Source organism: Propylenella binzhouense (assembly GCF_009866965.1).
Taxonomy (GTDB): Bacteria; Pseudomonadota; Alphaproteobacteria; order Rhizobiales; family Afifellaceae; genus Propylenella; species Propylenella binzhouense.
The window spans coordinates 1-21,015 of record NZ_SPKJ01000074.1 but is presented as its reverse complement, the minus strand read 5'-3'; the positions used below and the strand labels follow the sequence as shown (position 1 = coordinate 21,015).

At 69.7% G+C, this 21,015-nt stretch carries 22 protein-coding genes and 1 pseudogene; 7 read left to right on the top strand and 16 right to left on the bottom strand.

The genetic code is table 11. From position 1 onward, the window contains the following. Positions 1-813 (top strand): annotated as a pseudogene (locus E4O86_RS17195) (VWA domain-containing protein); the annotation flags it as partial. Between the two features lie 4 nt (positions 814-817). On the opposite strand, the gene E4O86_RS17190 reads toward E4O86_RS17195, so the two are convergent. The 16 genes from E4O86_RS17190 to E4O86_RS17115 all read right to left on the bottom strand — a co-directional run bounded on the left by E4O86_RS17190 (position 818) and on the right by E4O86_RS17115 (position 16,454). After that, the gene (locus E4O86_RS17190; protein ID WP_161141785.1) at positions 818-1,687 is read right to left on the bottom strand and encodes an urease accessory protein UreD; all 870 of its coding nucleotides are present in this window, start codon (positions 1,685-1,687) and stop codon (positions 818-820) included. Beyond that, positions 1,684-2,340 (bottom strand): urease accessory protein UreG, encoded by a 657-nt coding sequence (ureG, locus tag E4O86_RS17185; RefSeq protein ID WP_161141784.1) that lies wholly within the window; start codon positions 2,338-2,340, stop codon positions 1,684-1,686. The genes E4O86_RS17190 and ureG overlap by 4 nt, the downstream gene beginning before the upstream one ends. Before the next feature lie 5 nt (positions 2,341-2,345). Continuing rightward, positions 2,346-4,058, bottom strand: a complete 1,713-nt coding sequence (ureC, locus tag E4O86_RS17180) for an urease subunit alpha (protein WP_161141783.1) — start codon at positions 4,056-4,058, stop codon at positions 2,346-2,348. A gap of 2 nt (positions 4,059-4,060) precedes the next feature. Then, on the bottom strand, positions 4,061-4,744 hold the full coding sequence (locus E4O86_RS17175) for an urease subunit gamma (protein WP_161141782.1): 684 nt from the start codon (positions 4,742-4,744) through the stop codon (positions 4,061-4,063). A gap of 15 nt (positions 4,745-4,759) precedes the next feature. After that, the gene (locus tag E4O86_RS17170) at positions 4,760-5,431 is read right to left on the bottom strand and encodes an urease accessory protein UreF (protein WP_161141781.1); all 672 of its coding nucleotides are present in this window, start codon (positions 5,429-5,431) and stop codon (positions 4,760-4,762) included. Then, positions 5,431-5,895, bottom strand: coding sequence for an urease accessory protein UreE (gene ureE / locus E4O86_RS17165; RefSeq protein WP_161141780.1), 465 nt, complete (start codon positions 5,893-5,895; stop codon positions 5,431-5,433). Before ureE ends, E4O86_RS17170 begins: the two co-directional genes overlap by 1 nt. 59 nt (positions 5,896-5,954) lie before the next feature. Beyond that, complete coding sequence (locus E4O86_RS17160) at positions 5,955-6,143, bottom strand: hypothetical protein (protein WP_161141779.1); 189 nt, start codon at positions 6,141-6,143, stop codon at positions 5,955-5,957. A gap of 27 nt (positions 6,144-6,170) precedes the next feature. Further along, positions 6,171-7,208: an aliphatic amidase gene (locus E4O86_RS17155; RefSeq protein ID WP_161141778.1), complete on the bottom strand. Its 1,038-nt coding sequence runs from the start codon at positions 7,206-7,208 to the stop codon at positions 6,171-6,173. A 45-nt stretch (positions 7,209-7,253) separates the two neighbouring features. Then, the gene (gene urtE, locus E4O86_RS17150; protein ID WP_161141777.1) at positions 7,254-7,949 is read right to left on the bottom strand and encodes an urea ABC transporter ATP-binding subunit UrtE; all 696 of its coding nucleotides are present in this window, start codon (positions 7,947-7,949) and stop codon (positions 7,254-7,256) included. Continuing rightward, complete coding sequence (gene urtD, locus E4O86_RS17145) at positions 7,943-8,716, bottom strand: urea ABC transporter ATP-binding protein UrtD (protein ID WP_161141776.1); 774 nt, start codon at positions 8,714-8,716, stop codon at positions 7,943-7,945. The genes urtE and urtD overlap by 7 nt, the downstream gene beginning before the upstream one ends. Before the next feature lie 15 nt (positions 8,717-8,731). Next, positions 8,732-9,823: an urea ABC transporter permease subunit UrtC gene (gene urtC / locus E4O86_RS17140; protein ID WP_205520942.1), complete on the bottom strand. Its 1,092-nt coding sequence runs from the start codon at positions 9,821-9,823 to the stop codon at positions 8,732-8,734. A gap of 59 nt (positions 9,824-9,882) precedes the next feature. Continuing rightward, positions 9,883-10,776 (bottom strand): urea ABC transporter permease subunit UrtB, encoded by an 894-nt coding sequence (gene urtB, locus E4O86_RS17135; protein ID WP_161141774.1) that lies wholly within the window; start codon positions 10,774-10,776, stop codon positions 9,883-9,885. A 72-nt stretch (positions 10,777-10,848) separates the two neighbouring features. Then, the gene (locus tag E4O86_RS17130; RefSeq protein WP_161141773.1) at positions 10,849-12,102 is read right to left on the bottom strand and encodes an ABC transporter substrate-binding protein; all 1,254 of its coding nucleotides are present in this window, start codon (positions 12,100-12,102) and stop codon (positions 10,849-10,851) included. A 295-nt stretch (positions 12,103-12,397) separates the two neighbouring features. Further along, complete coding sequence (locus tag E4O86_RS17125) at positions 12,398-13,006, bottom strand: ANTAR domain-containing protein (RefSeq protein WP_161141772.1); 609 nt, start codon at positions 13,004-13,006, stop codon at positions 12,398-12,400. Positions 13,007-13,016: 10 nt separating this feature from the next. Continuing rightward, the gene (locus E4O86_RS17120) at positions 13,017-14,171 is read right to left on the bottom strand and encodes a transporter substrate-binding domain-containing protein (protein WP_161141771.1); all 1,155 of its coding nucleotides are present in this window, start codon (positions 14,169-14,171) and stop codon (positions 13,017-13,019) included. Positions 14,172-14,417: 246 nt separating this feature from the next. After that, positions 14,418-16,454, bottom strand: coding sequence for a TonB-dependent hemoglobin/transferrin/lactoferrin family receptor (locus E4O86_RS17115; protein ID WP_343039184.1), 2,037 nt, complete (start codon positions 16,452-16,454; stop codon positions 14,418-14,420). Positions 16,455-16,726: 272 nt separating this feature from the next. Between E4O86_RS17115 and hemP the strand changes: the two genes are divergently transcribed. The 6 genes from hemP to E4O86_RS23255 form a co-directional block, all read left to right on the top strand. After that, the gene (gene hemP / locus E4O86_RS17110; RefSeq protein WP_246206460.1) at positions 16,727-16,900 is read left to right on the top strand and encodes a hemin uptake protein HemP; all 174 of its coding nucleotides are present in this window, start codon (positions 16,727-16,729) and stop codon (positions 16,898-16,900) included. A 71-nt stretch (positions 16,901-16,971) separates the two neighbouring features. Further along, positions 16,972-17,961 carry a hemin-degrading factor gene (locus E4O86_RS17105; protein WP_161141768.1) on the top strand — a complete coding sequence of 330 codons (990 nt, stop codon included), beginning with the start codon at positions 16,972-16,974 and terminating at the stop codon, positions 17,959-17,961. Further along, on the top strand, positions 17,958-18,857 hold the full coding sequence (locus E4O86_RS17100; RefSeq protein WP_161141767.1) for a heme/hemin ABC transporter substrate-binding protein: 900 nt from the start codon (positions 17,958-17,960) through the stop codon (positions 18,855-18,857). Before E4O86_RS17105 ends, E4O86_RS17100 begins: the two co-directional genes overlap by 4 nt. Beyond that, a complete protein-coding gene (locus E4O86_RS17095; RefSeq protein WP_161141766.1) occupies positions 18,854-19,954 on the top strand; it encodes a FecCD family ABC transporter permease in 1,101 nt (366 codons plus the stop codon). Before E4O86_RS17100 ends, E4O86_RS17095 begins: the two co-directional genes overlap by 4 nt. Then, positions 19,954-20,772, top strand: coding sequence for a heme ABC transporter ATP-binding protein (locus E4O86_RS17090; RefSeq protein WP_161141765.1), 819 nt, complete (start codon positions 19,954-19,956; stop codon positions 20,770-20,772). Before E4O86_RS17095 ends, E4O86_RS17090 begins: the two co-directional genes overlap by 1 nt. Positions 20,773-20,794: 22 nt before the next feature. Beyond that, positions 20,795-21,015, top strand: a 221-nt coding sequence (locus tag E4O86_RS23255; RefSeq protein WP_205520939.1) for a hypothetical protein, incomplete at its 3' end; no start/stop codon positions are given.

Sequence of the window (21,015 nt, the reverse complement as noted above, 5' to 3'; positions counted from 1 at the left end):
GCCGGCGATCCGCGCCGGCTCGAAGCGGCGCTCGACCGCGAGCCCGACGTCCGCGCCCGCCTAGCCCGGCTCGTGCGCGCCGCCAAGGTCGGCCGCCACGTCCGGCTGCGCCGGCAGGCGGAAGGAGCGGAGATCGACCTCGACGCGGCGATCGACGCGGCGATCGCGATCCGCAGCGGCACGACGCCGGACACGCGCATCTTCCGCTCCAGCACGAGCCGCGACCGCGACCTCGCCGTCATGGTGCTCGTCGACGTCTCCGAATCGACGCGCGCGCGGGCGACCGCCGCAGGCGAGAGCGTGCTCGACATCGAGCGCACCGCCGTCGCGCTCCTCGCCGAGGCGCTCGACGCGCTCCGCGATCCGCTCGCGCTCCGCGCCTTCGCGTCCTCCGGCCGGGACGACGTGCGGCTCCTCCGCCTGAAGGAATTCGCCGAACCCTACGGAGGGCAGGCGCGCGCCCGCCTCGCCGGGCTGGAGCCCGGCCTCTCGACGCGGCTCGGCGCGGCGCTCCGCCATTCGGGGGCCGAACTCGCGGCGATCCGCGCCTTCCGCAAGCTCCTGATCGTGCTCACCGACGGCGAGCCCTCCGATATCGACGTGGAGGATCCGGAGGATCTCGTGGAGGACGCGCGGCGCGCCGTGGCGAAGCTCCGGACGGCGGGCATCGACACGTTCGGCGTGACGCTCGACCCAAGCGGCGTCGGCTCGGGCGCCCGCATCTTCGGCGCGGCGAACCACATGCCGGTGCGGCGCCTGACCGAGCTGCCGCAGCGCCTCGCCGATCTCTATTTCCGGCTGGCGCGCGCCTGAGGCCTCACTTCCGCCGCGGCGCCGGGGCGACGCCGAAAAGCGCCTCGAAGGCGCGCATGGCGGCGTGCGCTAGCCCCTCGGCGAGCCGGCCGCCATCGGGCGCGAGGATGCGCAGGCTCTCGCCGGCCCCGTTCGGCAGGGCCGAGAGCGCCGCGAAGAGCCCGAGCCGGGCGAGCTCGCCGGGGAGCGCCGCCGGAAGCCGGGGCGCATCCGCCGCGCCGCCGGCGAAGAGGAACAGCGCCCCATAGGCGCGATAGGGCCCGAGCGGCGAAGCCGCGGCAGCGAAATCGGCCCCGGCGAGCCCGCCGCGGTCGCAGGCGACGACCCTGCCGGCCGCATCCACCATCTCGGTCTCGAGCATGAAATGCGCGAAGGGCCGGCCCGCGCCGGCGGGATCGTGCGCGAACACGCCCTCGCTCACGATTGCGGCCGCGCCGTCGGCGAGCGCGATCCGGGTGCGGCCCTCATAGGCGGCGCCGGGCATCAGGATCATCGGATCGGGCGTGTAGAGGAGCCTCGAGCCCGGGGCGGCGGCGATCCGGACCGCCTGCCGGCTCGGCGCGCCGCGGCTCTCGTGGACGAGCGTCGAGGCCTGGGTCGTGACATGGGCCACGGCGCCGGCGCCGAGCGAAAGGTCGAGCGAAAGGTCGTCGCCGCGATAGAGCCCGCCCGACGCGGACTGGAGATAGAGCGTCGCGATCTCGGGCCGCGCGCGGTCGAGCCGGAACGGCCGCGTGACGTGGAAGGGATAGGGCACGTGCTGGCGGACGAGCTCGGTCCGCCCGCCGGCGAGCGCGAAGCGGAGCCCTGCCTTGGCGGCGCGGCCCGCGACGGCGGCACCGGAGGCCCGGACGTCGAAGGCGGGCGCGTTCACCGGGTGAAGAGCACGGCGTGGACGATCGCCTCGACCAGCGCGTCGACGCCCTCGCCGGTCCGGGCATTCGTGGCAAGCACCGGACGCCCCGCCCGCACGCCGCGGGCCTCCCCGAGCATCGCCTCGAGATCGACACCGACATGGTGCGCGAGATCGACCTTGTTGACGACGAGGAGATCGCTGCGGATGACGCCCGGCCCGCGCTTGCGCGGGATATCGCCGCCGCCTGCCACATCGATCACGAAGACCCACCAATCGACGAGGTCGAGCGAGAAGGTCGAGGCGAGATTGTCGCCGCCCGATTCGAAGAGGATCAGCTCGAGGCCGGGAAAGCGCGCCTCGAGCTCGTCGCCGGCGGCGATGTTGAGCGTCGGGTCCTCGCGGATCACGGTATGCGGACAGGCCCCCGCCTCGACGGCGGCGACGCGCGCCGGATCGATCAGCCCGGAGCGGCGGAGGCGCTCGGCATCCTCCTTTGTGACGAGATCGTTCGTCACCACCGCGAAATCGACGCCGCGCGCCTGAAGCAGCGGGATCAGCCGCTCGATGAGGGCGGTCTTGCCGCAGCCGACCGGCCCGCCGATGCCGATCCGCGCCGCCGCGCCGACGCCGTCCTGGGACGAGCCCTGGGGTCCAGGCCCGAGCGCCACCATGGCCGTCACCGGAGCATGTAGCGCTGCGCGAGCGGCAGCTCGGCCGCAGGCGCGCAGGTGGCGAGCGCGCCGTCCACGAAAACGTCGAAGGTCTGCGGGTCGACGCGGATCTCGGGACAGGCCTCGTTCCAGAGCATGTCGGCCTTGGAGAGCGTGCGCGTGCCGCGGGCCGGCAGCAGCGCCTTCCGGAGCCCGAGCCTGCCGGCGAGATCGCGCGCGATCGCGGCGGGATTCACGAAGCAGGCCGAGAGCGCCTGCTTCGCGACGCCGAAGGCGCCCCATTGCGGGCGCATCAGGAGCGGCTCGCAGGTCATCAGCGAGGCGGCGGAATCGCCCATCGCGCCCCAGGCGATGAAGCCCCCCTTCACGACCAGCTCCGGCTTGATGCCGAAGAAGGCCGGCCGCCAGACGACGATGTCGGCCATCTTGCCGTCCTCGAGCGAGCCGACATGGTCGGCGATGCCGAAGGTGCGCGCGGCGTTGATCGTGTATTTCGCGATGTAGCGGCGGATGCGGGCATTGTCGCCGAAGCCCGGCCGCTCCTCCGGCAGCGGCCCGCGCTGGTCCTTCATCTTCGAGGCGAGCTGCCAGGTCCGGCAGATCACCTCGTGGATGCGGCCCATGCCCTGGCTGTCGGAGCCGAGCATCGCGATCGCGCCGATATCGTGCAGCACGTCCTCCGCGGCGATCGTCTGCGCCCGGATCCGGCTCTCGGCGAAGGCGACGTCCTCCGGGATGGCCGGATTGAGGTGGTGGCACACCATCGTCATGTCGAGATGCTCGTCGAATGTGTTGACCGTGTAGGGATTGGTCGGATTGGTCGACGAGGGCAGGCAGTTGGCGATGCCGGCGACGCGGATGATGTCCGGCGCATGGCCGCCGCCCGCGCCTTCGGTGTGGTACATGTGGATGGTGCGGCCGGCGATCGCCGCGAGCGTATCCTCCACGAAGCCGGATTCGTTCAGCGTGTCGGTGTGGAGCTGGACCTGGAAGTCGAGCTCGTCGGCGACGGCGAGGCAGGCGTCGATGGTCGCCGGCATGGCGCCCCAGTCCTCGTGGATCTTGAGGCCGAGGCAGCCGGTCTCGAGCTGTTCCACGAGCGAGGCGGGGCGGTGCGAATTGCCGCGTCCGAGAAAGCCGAAATTGATCGGCCAGGCCTCCGCCGCCTGCAGCATCTTGCCGACATTGAAGGGGCCGCCGGAATCGATGCCGACCGTGATCGGCCCGAGCGAGCCGCCGAGCATGGTGGTGATGCCGGAGGCGATGGCGTGGTCGCAGAGCTGGGCGCTGTCGAAATGGACGTGGACGTCGATCGCCCCCGGCGTCGCGACGAGGCCCTCGCAATCGCGCACCGTGGTCGCCGCGGAAACGACGAGGCGCGGATCGACGCCGTCCATGATGGCCGGATTGCCGGCCTTGCCGATCCCGACGATGCGCCCGTCGCGGATGCCGAGATCGCCCTTCACGATCCCGAGCACCGGGTCGATGACCGTGACGTTGCAGAGGAGCATGTCGAGCGCGCCCTCGGCGCTCGTGACGCCGGCGGCGAGGCCGATCCCGTCGCGGAGCGTCTTGCCGCCGCCGTGCAGGCACTCGTCGCCATAGACCGCATGGTCCTTCTCGACGACGGCATAGAGCGAGGTGTCGCCGAGCCTGATGCTGTCGCCCGTGGTCGGGCCGTAGAGCGCGGCATATTCCGCGCGCGAGATGATCGCCATCGTCAGGCTCCCCTGAAGCCGGCGGCGCGGGCGCGGGCGAGCGCCGCTCCCGTCTCCGTGTCGCCCGCCGTCAGGTTGTTGAGGCCGGTGAGCGCGCGGGCGCCGCCGAAGGCGACGAGCGTCACGTCCTTGCGCTGCCCGGGTTCGAAGCGGACGGCGGTGCCGGCCGGGATGTCGAGGTGGAAGCCGAGCGCGGCGGCGCGGTCGAACTCGAGCGCCCGGTTCGTCTCGAAGAAGTGGTAATGCGAGCCGACCTGGATCGGACGGTCGCCGGTGTTCACGACGGCCAGCGTGCGCCGCTCGCGCCCGGCCGAGAGCTCCAGCTCGCCGTCGGCAGCGCGGATCGCGCCCGGGACGAGCGCGTCCGCCGGCGCGCCCTCGGCCGGCCGGACCGGCTGGTGGACGGTCACGAGCTTGGTGCCGTCGGGGAAGACGGCCTCCACCTGCAGGATCTCGAGCATGGCCGGAACGCCCGGCATGACGTCCTCGCTCGTCAGGATGGTCGAGCCGTAGCCCATCAGCTCGGCGACGCCGCGCCCCTCGCGCGCGCCTTCCAGGATCTCGTCGGAAACGAGGGCGACGGCCTCGGGATAATTGAGCTTCAGGCCCTTCGCGCGGCGCTTCCGCGCGAGCTCGGCGGCCGTGAAGATCGTCAGGCGTTCCAGTTCGGTCGGCGTCAGAAGCACCGGTCTCTCCTCGGATCAGCTGGCGAAGAGCCTGAGATCGGCGGCTTCGTTCCGCGCCGCGGCGATCTCCACGAAGGGCAGGAAGGCGGCAAGCCGCGCCGCCGCCGGGACGGGCGCCTCGGCAAGATCGGCCGCGCGGCGGAGCGCCTCCGCGAGAACCGGCTGCGCCGCGATGGCGCCGATCGCGCCGAGCCGGACCGCGGCCGTGACGGCACCCATGGCGGCACCATAGGCGGACATTGCGAGCGCCGCCGGCTCGTCGAGGCCGAGCGCGCGCCAGAGGAAGCCCTGCACCACGGCGAGATGGCCGCGGAGTGACCCGGCGCGCATCGCGGCCCGGAGGTCCTCCGCGCCCGGCGTGCCGATGCGCAGATGCGCGGCGAGGAGGGCCGCGGCGTTCCGGCGCGAGCCGTCGCGCAGCGGCGCGCAGAGGCTCGCCGCCTCGATTTCCGCATCGAGCGCTGCGAGGGCGCCTAGATCGGGCGCGGCGCGGTGCGCGCGGGCAAGCGCGATCCGGTCGAAGCTCGCCCAGCGGTGCCTGAGGATCTGGTCGAGGAGGAGGCCGAGCCCGGCCGGGTCGAGCCGGGCGCCCGCCGCCGCCACCCCCTCGACGCCGTTCGAGAAGGCGAAGGACCCGCTCGGGAAGGCGCTGTCGGCGTGCTGGAAGGCGAGCAGGAGATGGCGCATCAGGCCGCCTCGGCCGAGGCCACCACGGCCGGGATGACGCGCCGCTCCGTCACGAGGTCGCCGAGCCGCTCCAGATAATCGTCGACCGGCGCCTCGAGGCCGACGAGGAGCGCCTCGCCCTCGAAGCGCACGCGCCAGTGGAGATTGCCGGCGTGATAGCCGAGCGCGACGGCATCGGCGATCGAGCGCGGCGTCAGCCGGAGCCACCGCTCCTCCGCCACGCGCACCAGGATCGCCCCCTCGGCATCGAGATGGAGTACGGCGCCGTCGAAGAGATGCTCGGCGCGCGAGAGCTGGATCGCCACGTCGCGGCCGGCCCTGCTCGTGACGCGCATGCGCCGGCGCGCGAGGTCGGCGGTCGCGAGGTTCACCTCGTCGACGAGACCCTGATGTTCCAGTTCGTGGAGCTTCGCCGAGATCGCCGGGTCCAGACGGCTGCCGAGCACGCGCTCAATCAGAAGCATCGTTCCAAAGGTCTCCTCTGTGTCGGTCCGCGCGGCACGGCCCGGCCATCTCGCTCCGGTCACGAATCGAGGACCGGCGGGCGCCGGCCCTGCCACGGCCGCGCGCGCTCGACGCAGGCCGAGGCCTTAAGGACCAGCGGATCGCCGAGATGCCGGCCGATGACCTGGAGCCCGACGGGCAGCCCGCCCGCCGTCCAGCCGGCGGGGAAGGTCGGGCTCACCAGTGCGCCGGTGATGCCCGTCTGCACGGCGTACCAGGCGATCGGCCGTCCGGCCTAGCGGTGAGCCGTCTTCTTGGTTGGGATGCCCTCGATCGGGCATTCCTCGGTGCCGACGGCCGGGCGGGTCAGCGCCTCGACCATCTCGCGCGTGCCGTCCGGATCGGTGATCCACTTCTTGTAGAAGTCGTAGGGACAGGCCGCGACGCCGCGGGAATCGTCGCCGGAATTGATCATGCCGGTGTAGCCGCGGTGCACGAGCTTGAAGAGGTGGTTCTCCGACTGCATGTTCTTGCGCGCGTCGCGGATGAGCGACTTGGAGAGCTGGGCGTACTGGATGCCGTACTCCTCCTCGCCGCATTCGCCGAGCGTGCGGCCGTCGAAGCCGACGATCGCCGAATGGCCGAAATAGGAGTAGACGCCGTCGAAGCCCGCGGCGTTGGCGACCGCGACATAGACGTTGTTCGCCCAGGCCATGGCCTTCGCCATGACCACCTGCTGCTCCTTCGCCGGGTACATGTAGCCCTGGCAGCGGACGATGAGCTCGGCGCCCTTCATGGCACAGTCGCGCCAGATCTCGGGATAGTTGCCGTCGTCGCAGATGATCAGGCTGACCTTGAGGCCCTTCGGCCCTTCCGAGACATAGGTGCAGTTGCCCGGATACCAGCCCTCGATCGGCACCCAGGGCATGATCTTGCGGTACTTCTGGACGATCTCGCCCTCGTCGTTCATGAGGATGAGCGTGTTGTAGGGCGCCTTCTTCGGGTGCTCCTCGTGGCGCTCGCCGGTCAGCGAGAACACGCCCCACACCTTCGCCTTCCGGCACGCCTCCGCGAAGATCTCCGTCTCCTCGCCGGGCACGCTCGACGCCGTGTCGTACATCTCCTTGGAGTCGTACATGATGCCGTGCGTCGAATATTCCGGGAAGATGACCAGGTCGAGCCCGGGCAGTCCGAGCTTCATCCCCTGGATCATCTCGGCGATCTTGTTCGCGTTCTCGATCACCTCGGCCTTGGTGTGGAGCCGCGGCATCTTGTAGTTCACGACCGCGACGCCGACCGTATCGTTACTGCTGGAAATGTCGCCGTGTAGCATGATCCTCCTCCGGTCTCGGATCTGGATGGGCTTCCGCCCGGTTGCTCAGACCGCCATGTGGCGGTGCACGAGATCGTCGCTGAGGCCTGCGATCGGGCCCGCAGCGATGACGCGTCCCTTCTCCATCATCGCGAAGCCCATGGCCGCGCGACGGGCGAAGTCGACCTTCTGCTCGACGAGGATCACCGTCATCCCGGCCTCGCGGTTGAGGCGGATGATGATCTCCTCGATCTCCTCGACGATGTTCGGCTGGATGCCCTCCGTCGGCTCGTCGAGCAGCAGGATCTTGGGGTCGGCGGCGAGCGCGCGCGCGATCGCGAGCTGCTGCTGCTGGCCGCCGGAGAGCACGCCGCCGCGGCGGTCGAGATTCTCCATCAGGTACGGAAAGAGCTCCGGCACGAGATCGGGGATGACGCGCCTGCCGTCGCGGCGCGCGAAGCCGCCCATCAGGATGTTCTCCCGGATCGTGAAGTCCGGGATGATCTCGCGGCCCTGCGGGACATAGGCGATGCCGCTCCGGGCCCGCACATGCGGCGGCGCGGAGCCGATCTCAGTCCCGTCGATCCGGATCTCGCCGGTCATCCGGTCGGTGAGGCCCATGAGCGTCTTGAGCAGCGTCGTCTTGCCGGTGCCGTTGCGCCCGAGCACGGCCGTGATGGCGTCGCCCGCGAACTCGGCCGTCACGGCGTGGAGGACGTGGCTGCGGCCGTAGAAGCTGTCGACATTGGCGAGCGTCAGCATGGCGGCTCCGGCTGTCCGTGGATCACCGCCGAGCCGAGATAGGCGCGGCGGACATCCTCGTTCTGCTCGATCTCGGCGACCGACCCCTCGGCGAGCACCCGGCCGAGATGCATCACCGTGATGCGCTCGGCGATCTCGCGTACGAAGGCCATGTCGTGCTCGACGACGAGGATCGTGTGCTGGCCCTTGAGCCGGTTGATGAGCTGGGCGGTCTTGTGCGTCTCGGCCTGCGTCATCCCGGCCGTCGGCTCGTCGAGGAGCAGGACGCTCCGGTTCTGGACGATCAGCATGCCGAGCTCGAGCCATTGCGTCTGGCCGTGACTGAGGCTCGTGGCCGGACGGTCCGCCAATTCTTCCAGGCCCACGAGCCTCAGCACTTCGCCGACGCGCGCTTCCGCGTCGGAGGAGAATCCGAACCCGAGATTGGCGAGCACGCCGGTCTTCTCGCAGCTCGCAACCTCGAGATTGCGGCGCACCGTCAGATCCTTGAACACGCTCGGGATCTGGAACTTGCGGCCGATCCCGGCCCGCGCGACGCGGTGCTCCTCCCAGTTCGTGATCTCGGCGTCGTAGAGGAAGACGCGTCCTTCGGTGCTCTTCGTCTTGCCGCTGACGAGGTCCATCAGCGTCGTCTTGCCGGCGCCGTTGGCGCCGAGCAGCACGCGCAGTTCGCCCTTCTCCACCACCATCGAGACGCCGTCGACCGCGCGCAGGCCGTTGAAATCGACGGCCAGGGCCTCGACGGTGAGCGCTGCAGGTTCCGCCATGATCCGCCGCCTCCCCTATTCGGCCGGCTGCACGTCGCGCCGAGGCGCCGCGCCGCGCGGGGCGACGCCCTTCGGCAGCCGCGCGAGGGCCCATTCCGCGATGTCGGTCGACAGGCCGGCGAGACCGCGCGGCAGGAAGATCACGACGAGGATGAAGATGAGGCCGATGATCGCCTTCCAGGCCTCCACGAAGGCCTCGGTCTCGCTCACCGTCGCCTCGATCGTGTTGATGAGGATCGCCCCGATGCAGGCGCCGAGCAGCGAGGCGCGGCCGCCGACCGCCGCCCAGACCACCATGGTGATCGAGAAGGCGAGGTCCATGAAGGTGGGCGAGGCGAATTCCGAGGCGACGACGTAGAGCATGCCCGCAAGGCCCGCTATGCCCGCCGAGACTGCGAAGAAGAAGAGCTGGTAGATCGGGACGTCGAAGCCGAGATAGCGGGCGCGGCGGTCGTCGTCGCGGATCGCCTGGAGGATGAGCCCGGCCCGGGTCTCGATGAGAAGCCGCGCCGCAACGAGCACCAGCGCAAGCGAGATCGCCACGAGGTAGTAGGTCGGCACGACATAGGGGTCGAACTCGAAGCCCGCGATCGTCAGCCAGCCGAGATCGGTCAGGCCGTTGAAGCCGTTGGTGAGCGGCTGCGCGTCGATGACGACCAGGCGCACGAGGAGCACCAGCGCGAGCGTGATGATCGAGATGAACACGCCCGAGATGCGCTTGCGGAACATGACCCAGCCGATCAGGGACGCGAGCGCGACGGGCAGCAGGATCCCCATCGCCATGCCGAACCATTGCGACTGGAACGGCATCCACAGGAAGGAGCCGCGGTTGATGCAGCAGAGCGCCGTCGGCGCGCCCGGCTCCGCGTTCCAGAGCATGAAGTCCGGCACCGGCGTGTCGGAGCCCTGCGCCAGGCTGGTCGGGCTCGCGAGCTTCAGCGACATCGCCAGCATGTAGGCGCCGATGCCGAAGAACAGGCCCTGGCCGAGATTGAGGATGCCGGCATAGCCCCAGGAGAGGGCGATGGCGACGCCGAGCATGCCGTAGACCAGGTACTTGGCGATCCGGTTGAGCCAGAACGGATCGAACACGAGCGGCGCCAGCATGATCAGCACGATGAAGATCACGTAGGCCGCGATATCGAGCTTCCGCAGCGTGAGCACGTCTAGCGTCCCTTGTAGGAGAAGAGGCCCTGCGGCTTCAGGACGATGATGAGGATGACGACGGCGAACACGACGGCGCGCGCGAGGATGTCGTTGGTGCCGGAGGCGACGAGCCCGTTGATCTCGCCGAGGAGGCCGGCCGACAGGACCGAGCCGGCGAGGCTGCCGACGCCGCCGACGACCACGACGAGAAAGCCGTCGACCACCATCGAGGTGCCCATGTCGGGAAACACCGTCTTGAAGCCCGACATCATGACCCCGGCGATCCCGGCGAGGCCGGATCCATAGGCGAAGGTGAGCGCGTTGACGCGGTCGACGTCGATGCCGCAGGCGGCAGCCATCTTCGGATTGCGGATGATGGCGCGCACCTGCATGCCGATCGGCGTGCGGTAGAGGATGAACCAGGTGAGGACGGTAAGCGCCGCCGTCACCAGGATGATGAAGGCGCGGTAGGTGTTGATCCCGAGATCGCCGATCGTGAACGTGCCCTGCAGGAAGCCGGGCACGGAGACGTTCTGGAGCCCGGGCCCGAGGCCGCGGACGTGGATCCCCAGAAAGGAGAGGCCGAATTCGAGCCGGACCGCCTGCTGGATCAGGATCGCGACGCCCCAGGTGGCGAGCAGCGTGTCGAGGAGCCGCCCGTAGAGCCAGCGCACGACGAGGCGCTCGATCAGCCAGCCGAGGCCGGCGGCCACCAGGAACGCGATCGGAATGGAGGCGAGGAATCCCAGCTTGAGCCAGATGCCGCTCATGACGGTGGTGTAGGCGCCGACCATCACCAGCTCGCCATGGGCCATGTTGATGACCCCCATGGCGCCGTAGGTGATCGCCAGCCCGAGCGCCACCAGGAGCAGGATCGAGGCGAGGCTCAGGCCTATGAAGAGGACGTCGATCATCGCGGGAGTTCCATCGCGGATGCCGGGACCGGGACGGCCGCCCCGCCGCAAGCGGGGCGGCCGGTCACGCCGTCAGCCCTTGAGCTTGGCGACGTCGAGGCCCTTCTCGGTGCAGAACAGGTTCTCCTTGGTCTCGCCGTAGGCGACATAGGGGAGCGGGAAGACCGGCTCGGGATAGGCGTCGACGATGGTCCCCTGCCCGTCCGCGCCCCACTGGGCGATGCGCGGCGTGAGGTAGGTGTGAAGGTTCTCCGGCGCGACCTTCACGTGTCCGTTCGGGGCGTCGTATTCCTGGCCCTTCACGCCTTCCCGGATCGCCTCGGGCGTCGCCTCGCCGGCCTTCTCGACGGCCTGCTTCCAGAGATAGACCTGGAAATAGGAGGATTCGAGCGCGTGATGCGTCACCGCCTTGGGATCGTTCACGAACTTCCGGTAGCGCTCGATGAACGCCTTGTTCGTGTCCGTGTCGATCGCCTGGAAATAGGGAAAGGAGGTGTAGCTCCCGACCGCATATTCCGGCCCCATCGCCGCGATCTCGATCTCCGACGTCACCGTCGCGCAGATCGGCAGCTTGTCGTGGCTGAGGCCCTGGTTCTTGAACTCGCGGTAGAAGGCGACGACCGAGTCGCCGACCACGTTCGACAGCACCACGTCGCAGCCCGACGTCTTGATCTTGTTGACCATCGAGCCCCATTCGGAATGCCCGAGCTCGAGATATTCGTCGGCGATCCACTCGGCGCCGTTCGCCTCGATCAGGATCTTGCAGACCTTCGCCATTTCACGCGGATAGATGTAATTCGACCCGACGATGAAGAACTTCTTCTTTCCGAGGTTCTTGATGATCCACGGGATGAAGTTGGAAAGCTGCTGGTTCGGCACGGCGCCCGTGTAGACCACGTTCTTCGAGCACTCGTAGCCTTCGTAATAGGTCGGATAGAAGTAGAGGTTGTTGCGCTTCTCGAAGATCGGCAGCACCGCCTTGCGGCTTGCCGAGGTGTAGGAGCCGAAGACGGTTGGAACGCGGTCGCGGATGACGAGCTTCGACGCCTTCTCGGCATAGGTCTTCGGGTCGGAGGCGCCGTCCTCCAGGACGATGTCGATCGGCTTGCCCATCACGCCGCCCGCCGCATTGATCTCCTCGATCGCCATCCTGGTCGCGTCGGCGAGCGACTTCTCGATGATCGAAAGGCCGCCGGTCAGCGAGAACAGGACGCCGACCTGGATGCTGTCCGCGGCGCGCGCCGCGCGGTGGAAGAAGGTCGGCGTGGCGAGCGCCGTGGCCGCGAGCGCACCGGTCTTCAGAAACTGGCGGCGGTCAAACACCATAGTCAGAACCTCCCGATCACAGCCCCGTCCCCAACGAGGCGCGTCCCCACAATCGCCGACGCGCGGAGCGCTTCGGCGGCGAAAATCCTGGCTTTCCGGACTGCGCAGGCCGCGCGCCCGGAAGGTCGATGTCATGAGGCATCAGCGCCGACTTCCTCGGCGGCGCCGGAGGCGAGGCACAAAAAAAGCCCGCCGGGCCTTTCGGCTCGATCGGGCTGCATCGCCTTGCCAGTCCCACCTCCTTGTGAGACCGGCGCGGCCCGCGCGTTGCTTACTTCGCGGGCACGCTCAGAACTCAAGCATCATTCTTGCGGAAGTTCAAGAGGTCATTTGCGTGAATGATGGCGTTCGCCATCTCGTCCATGGAGACGCGCTTCGCCATCGCCTGGCGCCGGAGCGTCTGGTAGGCCTCGTCCTCGTTCATGGCGTGGCTCTCCATCAGGATCGCCTTCGCCTTCTGGATCCGGTGGATGCCGTTCAGCTTGCGCTCCATCTTGTGGAGCTTGCGTTCCGTGCTGCGGCGGTCGAGCCAGAGGCTGCGCGCCACGGTGAGCTGGGTGAGCAGGCCGAACGGGCGGATCGGCCGCTCGATCACGCCCATCGCGCCGACATTCAGCACCAGTTCGAGGGTGGAGGGATCCTCGTAGCTGACGACCGCGACGACGGTCGGAAAGTAGCCGTCGCCGGCGCGGCCGAGCTTCTTCAGCGCGCCGCGCATTTCCGGATCGATGGAGAGCACAACCACGTCGGCCGTCTCGGCATAGGCGTCCGGCACCGGCCATTGGGCTTCGACGTTGCAGCCGATCCGGCGCAGATGCTCGACGAGCGCCACGCCATCGGCGTCCGGCGGGTGCACGACCTGGACCCTGAGGCCGCGGAGATCCCTGAGGATCTGGATCGACACGCCGCCCCCCTCAGGCCTGCCCGGTGCGCAGCACGTCCGCGGACCAATCGTCGAGGGTCTGCACGACGCAATAGGGGTCCGGCTTCACGCGGACGCCCGGATTCCAGACGATGCGGAACTTGCCCTGCGCGTCGAGCCGCGCCACGCGCGGCCAGAGCATGGTGTGGTTGTTCTCGGGGTCGATCCGCACCCTGCCCTGCGGCGCATCGTATTCGGTCTGCCGCAGTTCGGGCAGCAGCACGGCGGGATCGTCGGTGCCGGCGCGCGCGAGCGCCATCGCCGCCATGTGGACCTGGAAGAAGGCGGCTTCGGCCGACGCCGTCACCGGCATCTCGTCTCCGAAGCGGGCCTTGTAGGCCGCGACGAAGCGGCGCGCCGCCGGGGTTCCGAGCGTCTCGAAGAAGGGCGCCGCCGTGATGTGGCCCTCGGCCGCCTCCGGCGACATTTCGGCCACTTCCGCCTCGCTGGTGGTGAGGCTCGCGATCGGCATCCGGCTCGCATCGAAGCCCGCGCGCCGGTAGGCCTCGTAAAAGACGGCGGTGGCGCGGCCGACCACGGTGGAGAAGATCACGTCCGGCTGGGCCTTGGCGACCTTCTTGAGGACCCGGTCGAAATCCTCCGCCCTGGCATCGAGCGGGACGTAGATCTCGTCGAGCACCTTGCCGCGCGTCTGGCTGACAAGGTCGTTCATGATCCGGTTCGATTCGTAGGGATAGACGTAGTTCGACCCGACGAAGAAGAACCGGTTGCCGTAGCTGTCGAAGAGGTAGCGCGCCAGCTGCAGCGAATTCTGGTTCGGCGCGGCGCCCGTATAGATGCAGCTCGGCGAATATTCGAAGCCCTCGTAGAGGGTCGGATAGAACAGAAGCCCGCGATAGCGCTCGATGACCGGGAGAACGGCCTTGCGCGTGCTCGACATGTAGCAGCCGAAGACGAGCCGGACGCGGTCGGCCGTCAGAAGCTTCTCGGCGGCGGAGCGGAACTGCTTCGGATCGGAGGCCGGATCGTAGGAGATCACCTCGAGCTTCCGGCCGAGCACGCCGCCGCGCTCGTTGATCTGCTCGATGGCGAGCAGCGTTCCGTTCAGCTCGGTGCGCTCGATCGAGGCGGTGACGCCGGACTGCGAGAAGAGCACCCCGATCCGCCAGGTGTCCGACGCGTTCATCCCACCCGCAATCCTGTGTCCCGATCCTGCCCGCGCGGCGCCGGACGGCGCGGCGGCGCGCAGGGCACTGTGCATAGCGCCGCGCCGGAAACAAGCCATACGGCGGAAGGGTCGCAGCCGGCCGGCGCGGGCCGTCTCCGCAGGCGCCTCCGGGTCCCCGAGGGGGGGCCGAGAGGAGGCCGCGTCGACAACGTAAGCGGCGGGCGCCCGCGCGAGCGCCCGCCGCCGGCTCGCCCCCGCTCTCTCTCAGCCGCCGAACCGGATGGTGGCGGCGATCGTCGCGTTGAACCCTTCCTCGAGCTGGGTGCCGAGGACCGGGCTCAGATTGTTGGCGTAGGCCTCGTCGAAGAGGTTATCGATCCTGAAGTCGAGCCGGAAGTTCTCGTTCGGCTGATAGCTCGCGAAGAGATTGACCAGCGAATAGCCGTCGGTCTCCGGCACGTCGGAGGGCACGCGGTCCTGCTTCGCCACGAACTGCAGCTCGCCTCCGACGGTGAGCCTGCGCTCCAGGAAGCGGAAGCCGAGCATGCCGGTCACCTGGTCGGCCGGTATGGTGGAGAGCGGCTCGTCGGTGTCGGCATTGTCGCCGCGGATGATGCTGCCGCGGACGCCGGTGAACATCCAGCCCATGTCGTAGACGGCCTCCGCCTCGAAGCCCTCGATCTCCGCCTCGTCGATGTTCTGGTACTGGTAGCAGTCGGAGATGCCGGGGATCGGGTCGTTCGGATAGGGCGGGCAGGCCGCATTCTCGGCCGCCGACACGCCGACCATCCCGATATAGTCGGAGACCCGGTTGTGGAACCACGCGGCCTTCGCCCGGAAGCCGTCCTCAGCCGTGAAGATGCCGTCGCGCTTGACGTTCACGCCGACCTCGAAGGTCCGCGCCGTCTCGGGCTTCAGCCCCGGGTTCGTCAGGAACGTGAAGGGCACGTAGATGACCGGATGGAGGCCGGTGATGAGCGTCTCGTTGAGCGTCGGCGCGCGATAGCCCTCGGCATAGGTGCCGTAGACCTGCAGGCCGCGGAGCCCGGTCTCCTCGAAGGGCGAGACGCCGAGCGTCAGGCGCGGCGAGAAGCGGTCGCCGCTGCTCCCCTCCCCGTCGCCGTCGAGCGAATAGCCGTCGTAGCGCACGGCGCCCACGATCTCGAGCCAGTTCGAGAACTCGATCCTGTCCTGGACGAAGGCGCCGTAGGCCTCGCGGTCCCCGGACGGGTTGAACACGTCGTCGAGCCCGCCGGAATCGGCGGTGTCGACCTCGTCGACGAAGTAGTCGCCGCCATAGGTGACGGTGTGGCGGAGCGCGCCGGTCTGGAGCCGCGACGTATTGTAGACGTCGAAGCCGGTCGTCGCGATGTCGTAGTTCCGCCTGGAGCCGGCCGGGAGCGTCACGAAGATCGGGAACCCGAAGCTCGGGTCGTATCCGGTGAAGTACTCCTCGTCGACGAGGCGCTTCTGCGTCAGCTCGGTCTGGTTCCGGTAGACGCTCGCCGTCAGGTCGACCCAGTCGTTCCCCGGGTCCGAATAGGTGTACTTGGCGGTCAGCGTGTTCTGCGCGACATCGGTATCGACCTCGCCGAGCGAGTCCGACCAGGTTTCGGCGTCGCCGATCCAGCCGAGCGTGATCTCGTGGAACTCGGCCGGCCGGATGGTGGCCTTCGCCATCCCGCTCACGACCTCGAAACCCGTGCCGAGCACGGTGTCGCCGTCGCCGTCCGAATAGTCGCCCCTGTCGCGATAGGTGAAGCTGCCGATCGCGTCGAAGGCGTCGGTGATGCGCGCCGCCGCCGTCGCCGTCGTCGTGAAGCCCTCGCCGTTCGTCTCGTAGCGGGTCTTCACGGATGCCGCGGCGGTCTCGCCCGCGCGCAGGAAGTCGCTCGCGGTCTTCGTCTCGAACGAGACAACGCCGCCGATCGCGCCCGAGCCGTAGATGTTCGACACGGGGCCGCGGACGACGCTCACCTCGTCGAGCAGGTCCGGGTCGATCCAGATCGGCGCCGCGTTCTGGTGGCCGTTGATCTGGAAGTTCCGCCGGGCCCCGTCGACGACGACCGCGACCCGGCCGGAATCCTGCAGGCCGCGGATGTTGATGTTCATCGAGGTGGGATTGGCGTCCTGCGTGGCCGTCACGCCGGGCATGCCGAAGAAGATGTCGGCCGCATTGGTGGGCTGAAGCCGCTCAAGGTCCTCGGCATCGACGACGCTCACCGAGGCGAGCGTATCGATCCAGCGCTCCTCCGTCTTGCTCGCCACGATCGTGATCGCATCAAGCAGGACCCCGTCCACCGCCGTTTCGGTTTGCGATTCCGTCCCGGGCGCAGCCCCATCCTGCCCATCCTGGGCGGCGGCGGGTACGGCGCTCATCAGAACGAGCGCGCTGGCGAGAAGACGACGACGAAAGGCGTGTGACGACACTTAGAAGCCCCCAAGGTTGACCCTGGCTGGCTAATGGCCCCCGGCCTTCGCTCGCCGCTCCGCACTTGACAGACATGCCCGTCCCGGAGCATCTGCCTCTTAACAACATGACTTGTGTTGTCAAGATTTAGCGGATGGCCCTGGTGAGTGGCAGACAAACCCAACCGGCACGTCGGGACGCGCCGCCATACGAGGCGGCGCGCACCCTCGATTCCGCGGCGCTCTTCGGCGCGGCGCGCGAGATCGTGATCGTGCACGGCAACGATCGCTACATCCTGCGGGTGACCCGCCAGGGAAAGCTGCTGCTGAACAAGTGAGGGATTCTATGCAGTCGGAAATCCGGGATCGCGGAGCCGGGGTCGGGGCGCGGCCGCTGCTTGAGGGTGGAATGCGCGCGCGGGACCTTGCGGGCTCGGCCGGCATCTCCGAGGCCGAGCTTCTCGAGACGAACGGCGCCCCGGAGGTGGTCCGGCTGAGGGGCGACATGCGCGGGCTCATCCAGGCGCTGCCCGCGCTCGGCGAGGTGATGGCGCTCACACGCAACGAAGCCGCGGTGCACGAGAAGGTGGGCGCGTTCGGCAATATCAGCCTCGGCTCGGTCCACGGCCTCGTGCTCAACGGCGCGATCGACCTGCGGCTCTTCATGGCCCACTGGCATTGCGCCTTCGCGGTCGTCCTGCCCGGCGAAGCGGGGCCGCGCCGCAGCCTCCAGATCTTCGACAGCCACGGCGACGCCGTGCTCAAGGTCCATCTCAAGCCGGCTTCCGACGTCGCAGCCTTCGAGCGCCTCGTGGAAGCCTTCACGGATCCCGCCCCCGAGCGTCTCTCGGTGACGCCGGCGCCGGCGGCCGAGATCTCGGCCGGCCCGGCCGACGCGGAGGCGTTCCGCCGCGACTTCGACGGGATGAAGGACGTCCACGAGTTCTTTCCGCTCCTGAGGCGCCACGCGGTCACCCGCCGCGCCGCCCTCGACCACCTCGACGGGCAATACGTACAGCGGCTCGACAATGCGGCGGTTCCCGCGCTCCTGGACGGCGCCGCGGCCTCGGGACTGCCCATCATGTGCTTCGTCGGGAACCGCGGCTGCATCCAGATCCACAGCGGTCCGGTCGCCAACATCAAGCCGATGGGCCCGTGGCTCAACGTGCTCGATCCCGGCTTCAACCTCCATCTCCGCCACGACCTCGTCGCGGAGGTCTGGTCGGTCCGCAAGCCGACCAAGGACGGCCACATCACCTCCGTCGAGCTCTACGGAGCCGACCAGGGGCTGATCGCGCAGTTCTTCGGCGTGCGCCACGAGGGACAGCCGGAAAATCCGGCCTGGCGCCATCTCGTCGCCTCCCTGCCCGTCGCGGAGCGGGAGAGCGTCGGGTCATGAGTGCACGGGTGCTTCTCGCGCTGATGCTCGCCTGCACCTGGCTCGCATCGGCGGACAGGGCGGCGGCGGCCGAGCGGATCGTCTCCCTCGGCGGCTCGGTGACGGAGATCCTCTACGCGCTCGGCCTCGAGGACCGCATCGTCGCGGTCGACACGACGAGCCTCTATCCGCCGGAGGCCATGCAGGAGAAGCCGAATGTCGGCTATCTCCGGCAGATCTCGGCGGAAGGCGTGCTCTCGCTCGATCCCACGCTGATCATCGCCGAGGCGGATGTGGGCCCGCCGGAAGCGGTCGCCGTCATCGCCGGCTCCGGCGTCCGCCTGGAGCGGGCACCGGCGGCACGCGATGCGCAGAGCCTGCGGGCGAAGATCGCCTTCGTCGCCGAGGCCGCGGGCGCGCCGGAAGCCGGCCGGGCGCTCGCCGAAAGCGCGGCAGGCCAGCTCGAATCGATCGCGACGGCGGTCGCCCAGGTCGAGGATCCGGTACCCGCGATCTTCGTCCTCAGCCTGCAGGGCGGCCGCGTCCTCGCCGCCGGGTCGGGCACCTCGGCCGATGCGATGCTCCGCCTCGCCGGCGCCCGGAACGCGCTTTCCGGCTTCTCCGGCTACAAGCAGGTGAGCGCCGAGGCGCTGCTCTCGGCGGCGCCCGAGATCATCGTGATGATGAACCGGGGCGCCGAGGCGCAGCCCACGCTCGACGAGATCCGGGCGATACCGGCGCTCGCGGCGACGCCGGCCGCCGCGAACGGCCGCCTGGTCGCGATGGACGGGCTCTATCTCCTCGGCTTCGGGCCGCGCACGGCGCAGGCGGCGCGCGACCTCGCCGCCGCGTTCTATCCGAACCTGCCGCTGCCGGCGCTCCGAACCGCCCTCGTCACCGGGGGAGGTGTCCGATGACCATGCCGGCCCTCGCCGCGCATGCCCTGCCGCAAGGGCGCTTCGCCGGCGACAGGACCCGGCTCGGCGCGGCGGTCATCCTGTGCCTCGCGGCGGGGCTTCTCGCGGTCGCCGTCCTCTCGATCTCCGCCGGTGCGAGCGGCTTCACGCCGGCGCGCGCGCTCGCCACGCTGCCGCAGATCCTCGACCGGAGCGGCAGCGCCGCGCCGGCGCGCGACGCGCTCATCGTGCTCGACATCCGGCTGCCACGCACCCTGCTCGGCATGGTGGTGGGCGCCGCGCTCGCCGTTTCGGGATGCGTGCTGCAGGGCTTCTTCCGCAACCCGCTCGCCGACCCCACCATCGTCGGCGTCTCCGGGGGCGCCGCGCTCGCCGCCGTCATCGTCATCGTCGGAGGCGGAGCGGTGCTCGCCCCGCTCCCGGACGCGATCCGGGTGCTTGCGCTTCCGCTTGCCGCATTCGCCGGCGCGCTCGTCAGCACCGTGACGGTCTACCGGCTCGCCACCGGCGGCGGGCGCACCTCCGTCGCCACGCTGCTCCTTGCCGGCATCGGGATCGCCGCGCTCGCGAATGCCGGCGTCGGGCTCACGATCTTCATGAGCGACGACGCCCAGCTTCGCGACTTCACGTTCTGGAGCCTCGGCAGCCTCGGCGGCGCCACCTGGGGGAAGCTCGCCGTCGCCGTCCCGCTCTTCGGCGCCGTTCTCGCGGTGCTGCCGCGGCTCGCGGCCGGGCTCGACGCGCTCCTCCTCGGCGAGACGGAAGCCCATTATCTCGGCATCCCCGTCGAGGCGGTGAAGCGCATCGCCATCGCCGCCGTGGCCGCCGCCGTCGGCGGGGCGGTCGCCGTCGCCGGCCCGATCGGCTTCGTCGGCCTCGTCGTCCCGCACCTCCTGCGGCTCGCGATCGGCCCGCTGCATCGCCTGCTGCTGCCGGCCTGCGCGCTTGCGGGCGCGAGCCTGCTCGTGCTCGCCGATATCGTCTGCCGCACGATCGTCGCGCCGGCTGAGCTGCCGATCGGCATCGTCACGGCGCTCATCGGCGCGCCGTTCTTCCTGTGGCTCCTCCTGCGCCGCCGGGCCCTGGTCGAAAGCTGATGCTCGCGGCGTCCGACCTCAGCCTCGCCCTTTCCGGCCGCCTGGTCGTGCGCGCCGTCACGGCCGCCATCCGGCCCGGCGCGCTCACCGTCCTCGTCGGGCCGAACGGCGCCGGCAAGACGACCTTCCTGCGCGCGCTCGCCGGTGCCCTCGCCCCGGCCGGCGGCTCGGTGACGCTCGACGGCCGGCCGCTCGCGTCCTTCACGAGAACCGAACTCGCCCGGCGGCGCGCCGTCCTCTCCCAGTCCGGCCAGATCAGCTTCCCCTTCACGGTGGCCGAGGTGGTGGCGCTCGGGCTGACGGCGGCAGGCCGGACCGGCCGGGGCGAACGCGAGCGCGCCGTGCGCGAAGCGCTTTCCGCGGTGGACCTTGCCGGCTTCGGAGGCCGCCTCTTCCAGGAACTCTCCGGCGGCGAGCAGCAGCGCGTCCAGATCGCGCGCGTCCTCTGCCAGATCGCGGCCGGAACCGCATCGGAATCGGACGCTCCGGCGGACAGATGGCTGCTCCTCGACGAGCCGACCTCGAGCCTCGACGTCGGCCACCAGCTGCACATACTCGACCTGGCGCAGGCGCACGCCGAGGCGGGCGGCGGCGCCGTCGCCGTCCTCCACGACCTCAACCTCGCGGCTCTCTACGCGGACCGCATCCTGATGTTCTCGCGGGGGAGCCTGGTCGCCGACGGCGCGCCGGACGAGGTCTTCACCGATGCGCGCATCGGCGAGGTCTTCTGCAGCCGGCTCCGAGTGGTCGAGGCGCGCGGCCGGCGGCTGCTGGTTCCGGAGATGTCCCCGGCCGCCCTGAGAGCGGCCGCCGAATAGCAAAGACCCGAAGGCAGTTGTGATGCGTACATCCACGACGGGCGGACAGCCCGTCCAGGCAGGACACCGTCCCCTTCCCCGCGCGCGGACCGCCGCGCGCACGCTCCTCCTGATCTCGGCAATCGCGATCGTGCTTCCGGCGCAGGCTCCGGCACAGGACGCACCGCCGGCGGCGCGCGCCGCGCCGCAATCCGCATCGCCGGCCGAGCCGCCGGCGACGGCCGCTCCCGCTGCGGCGGAGAC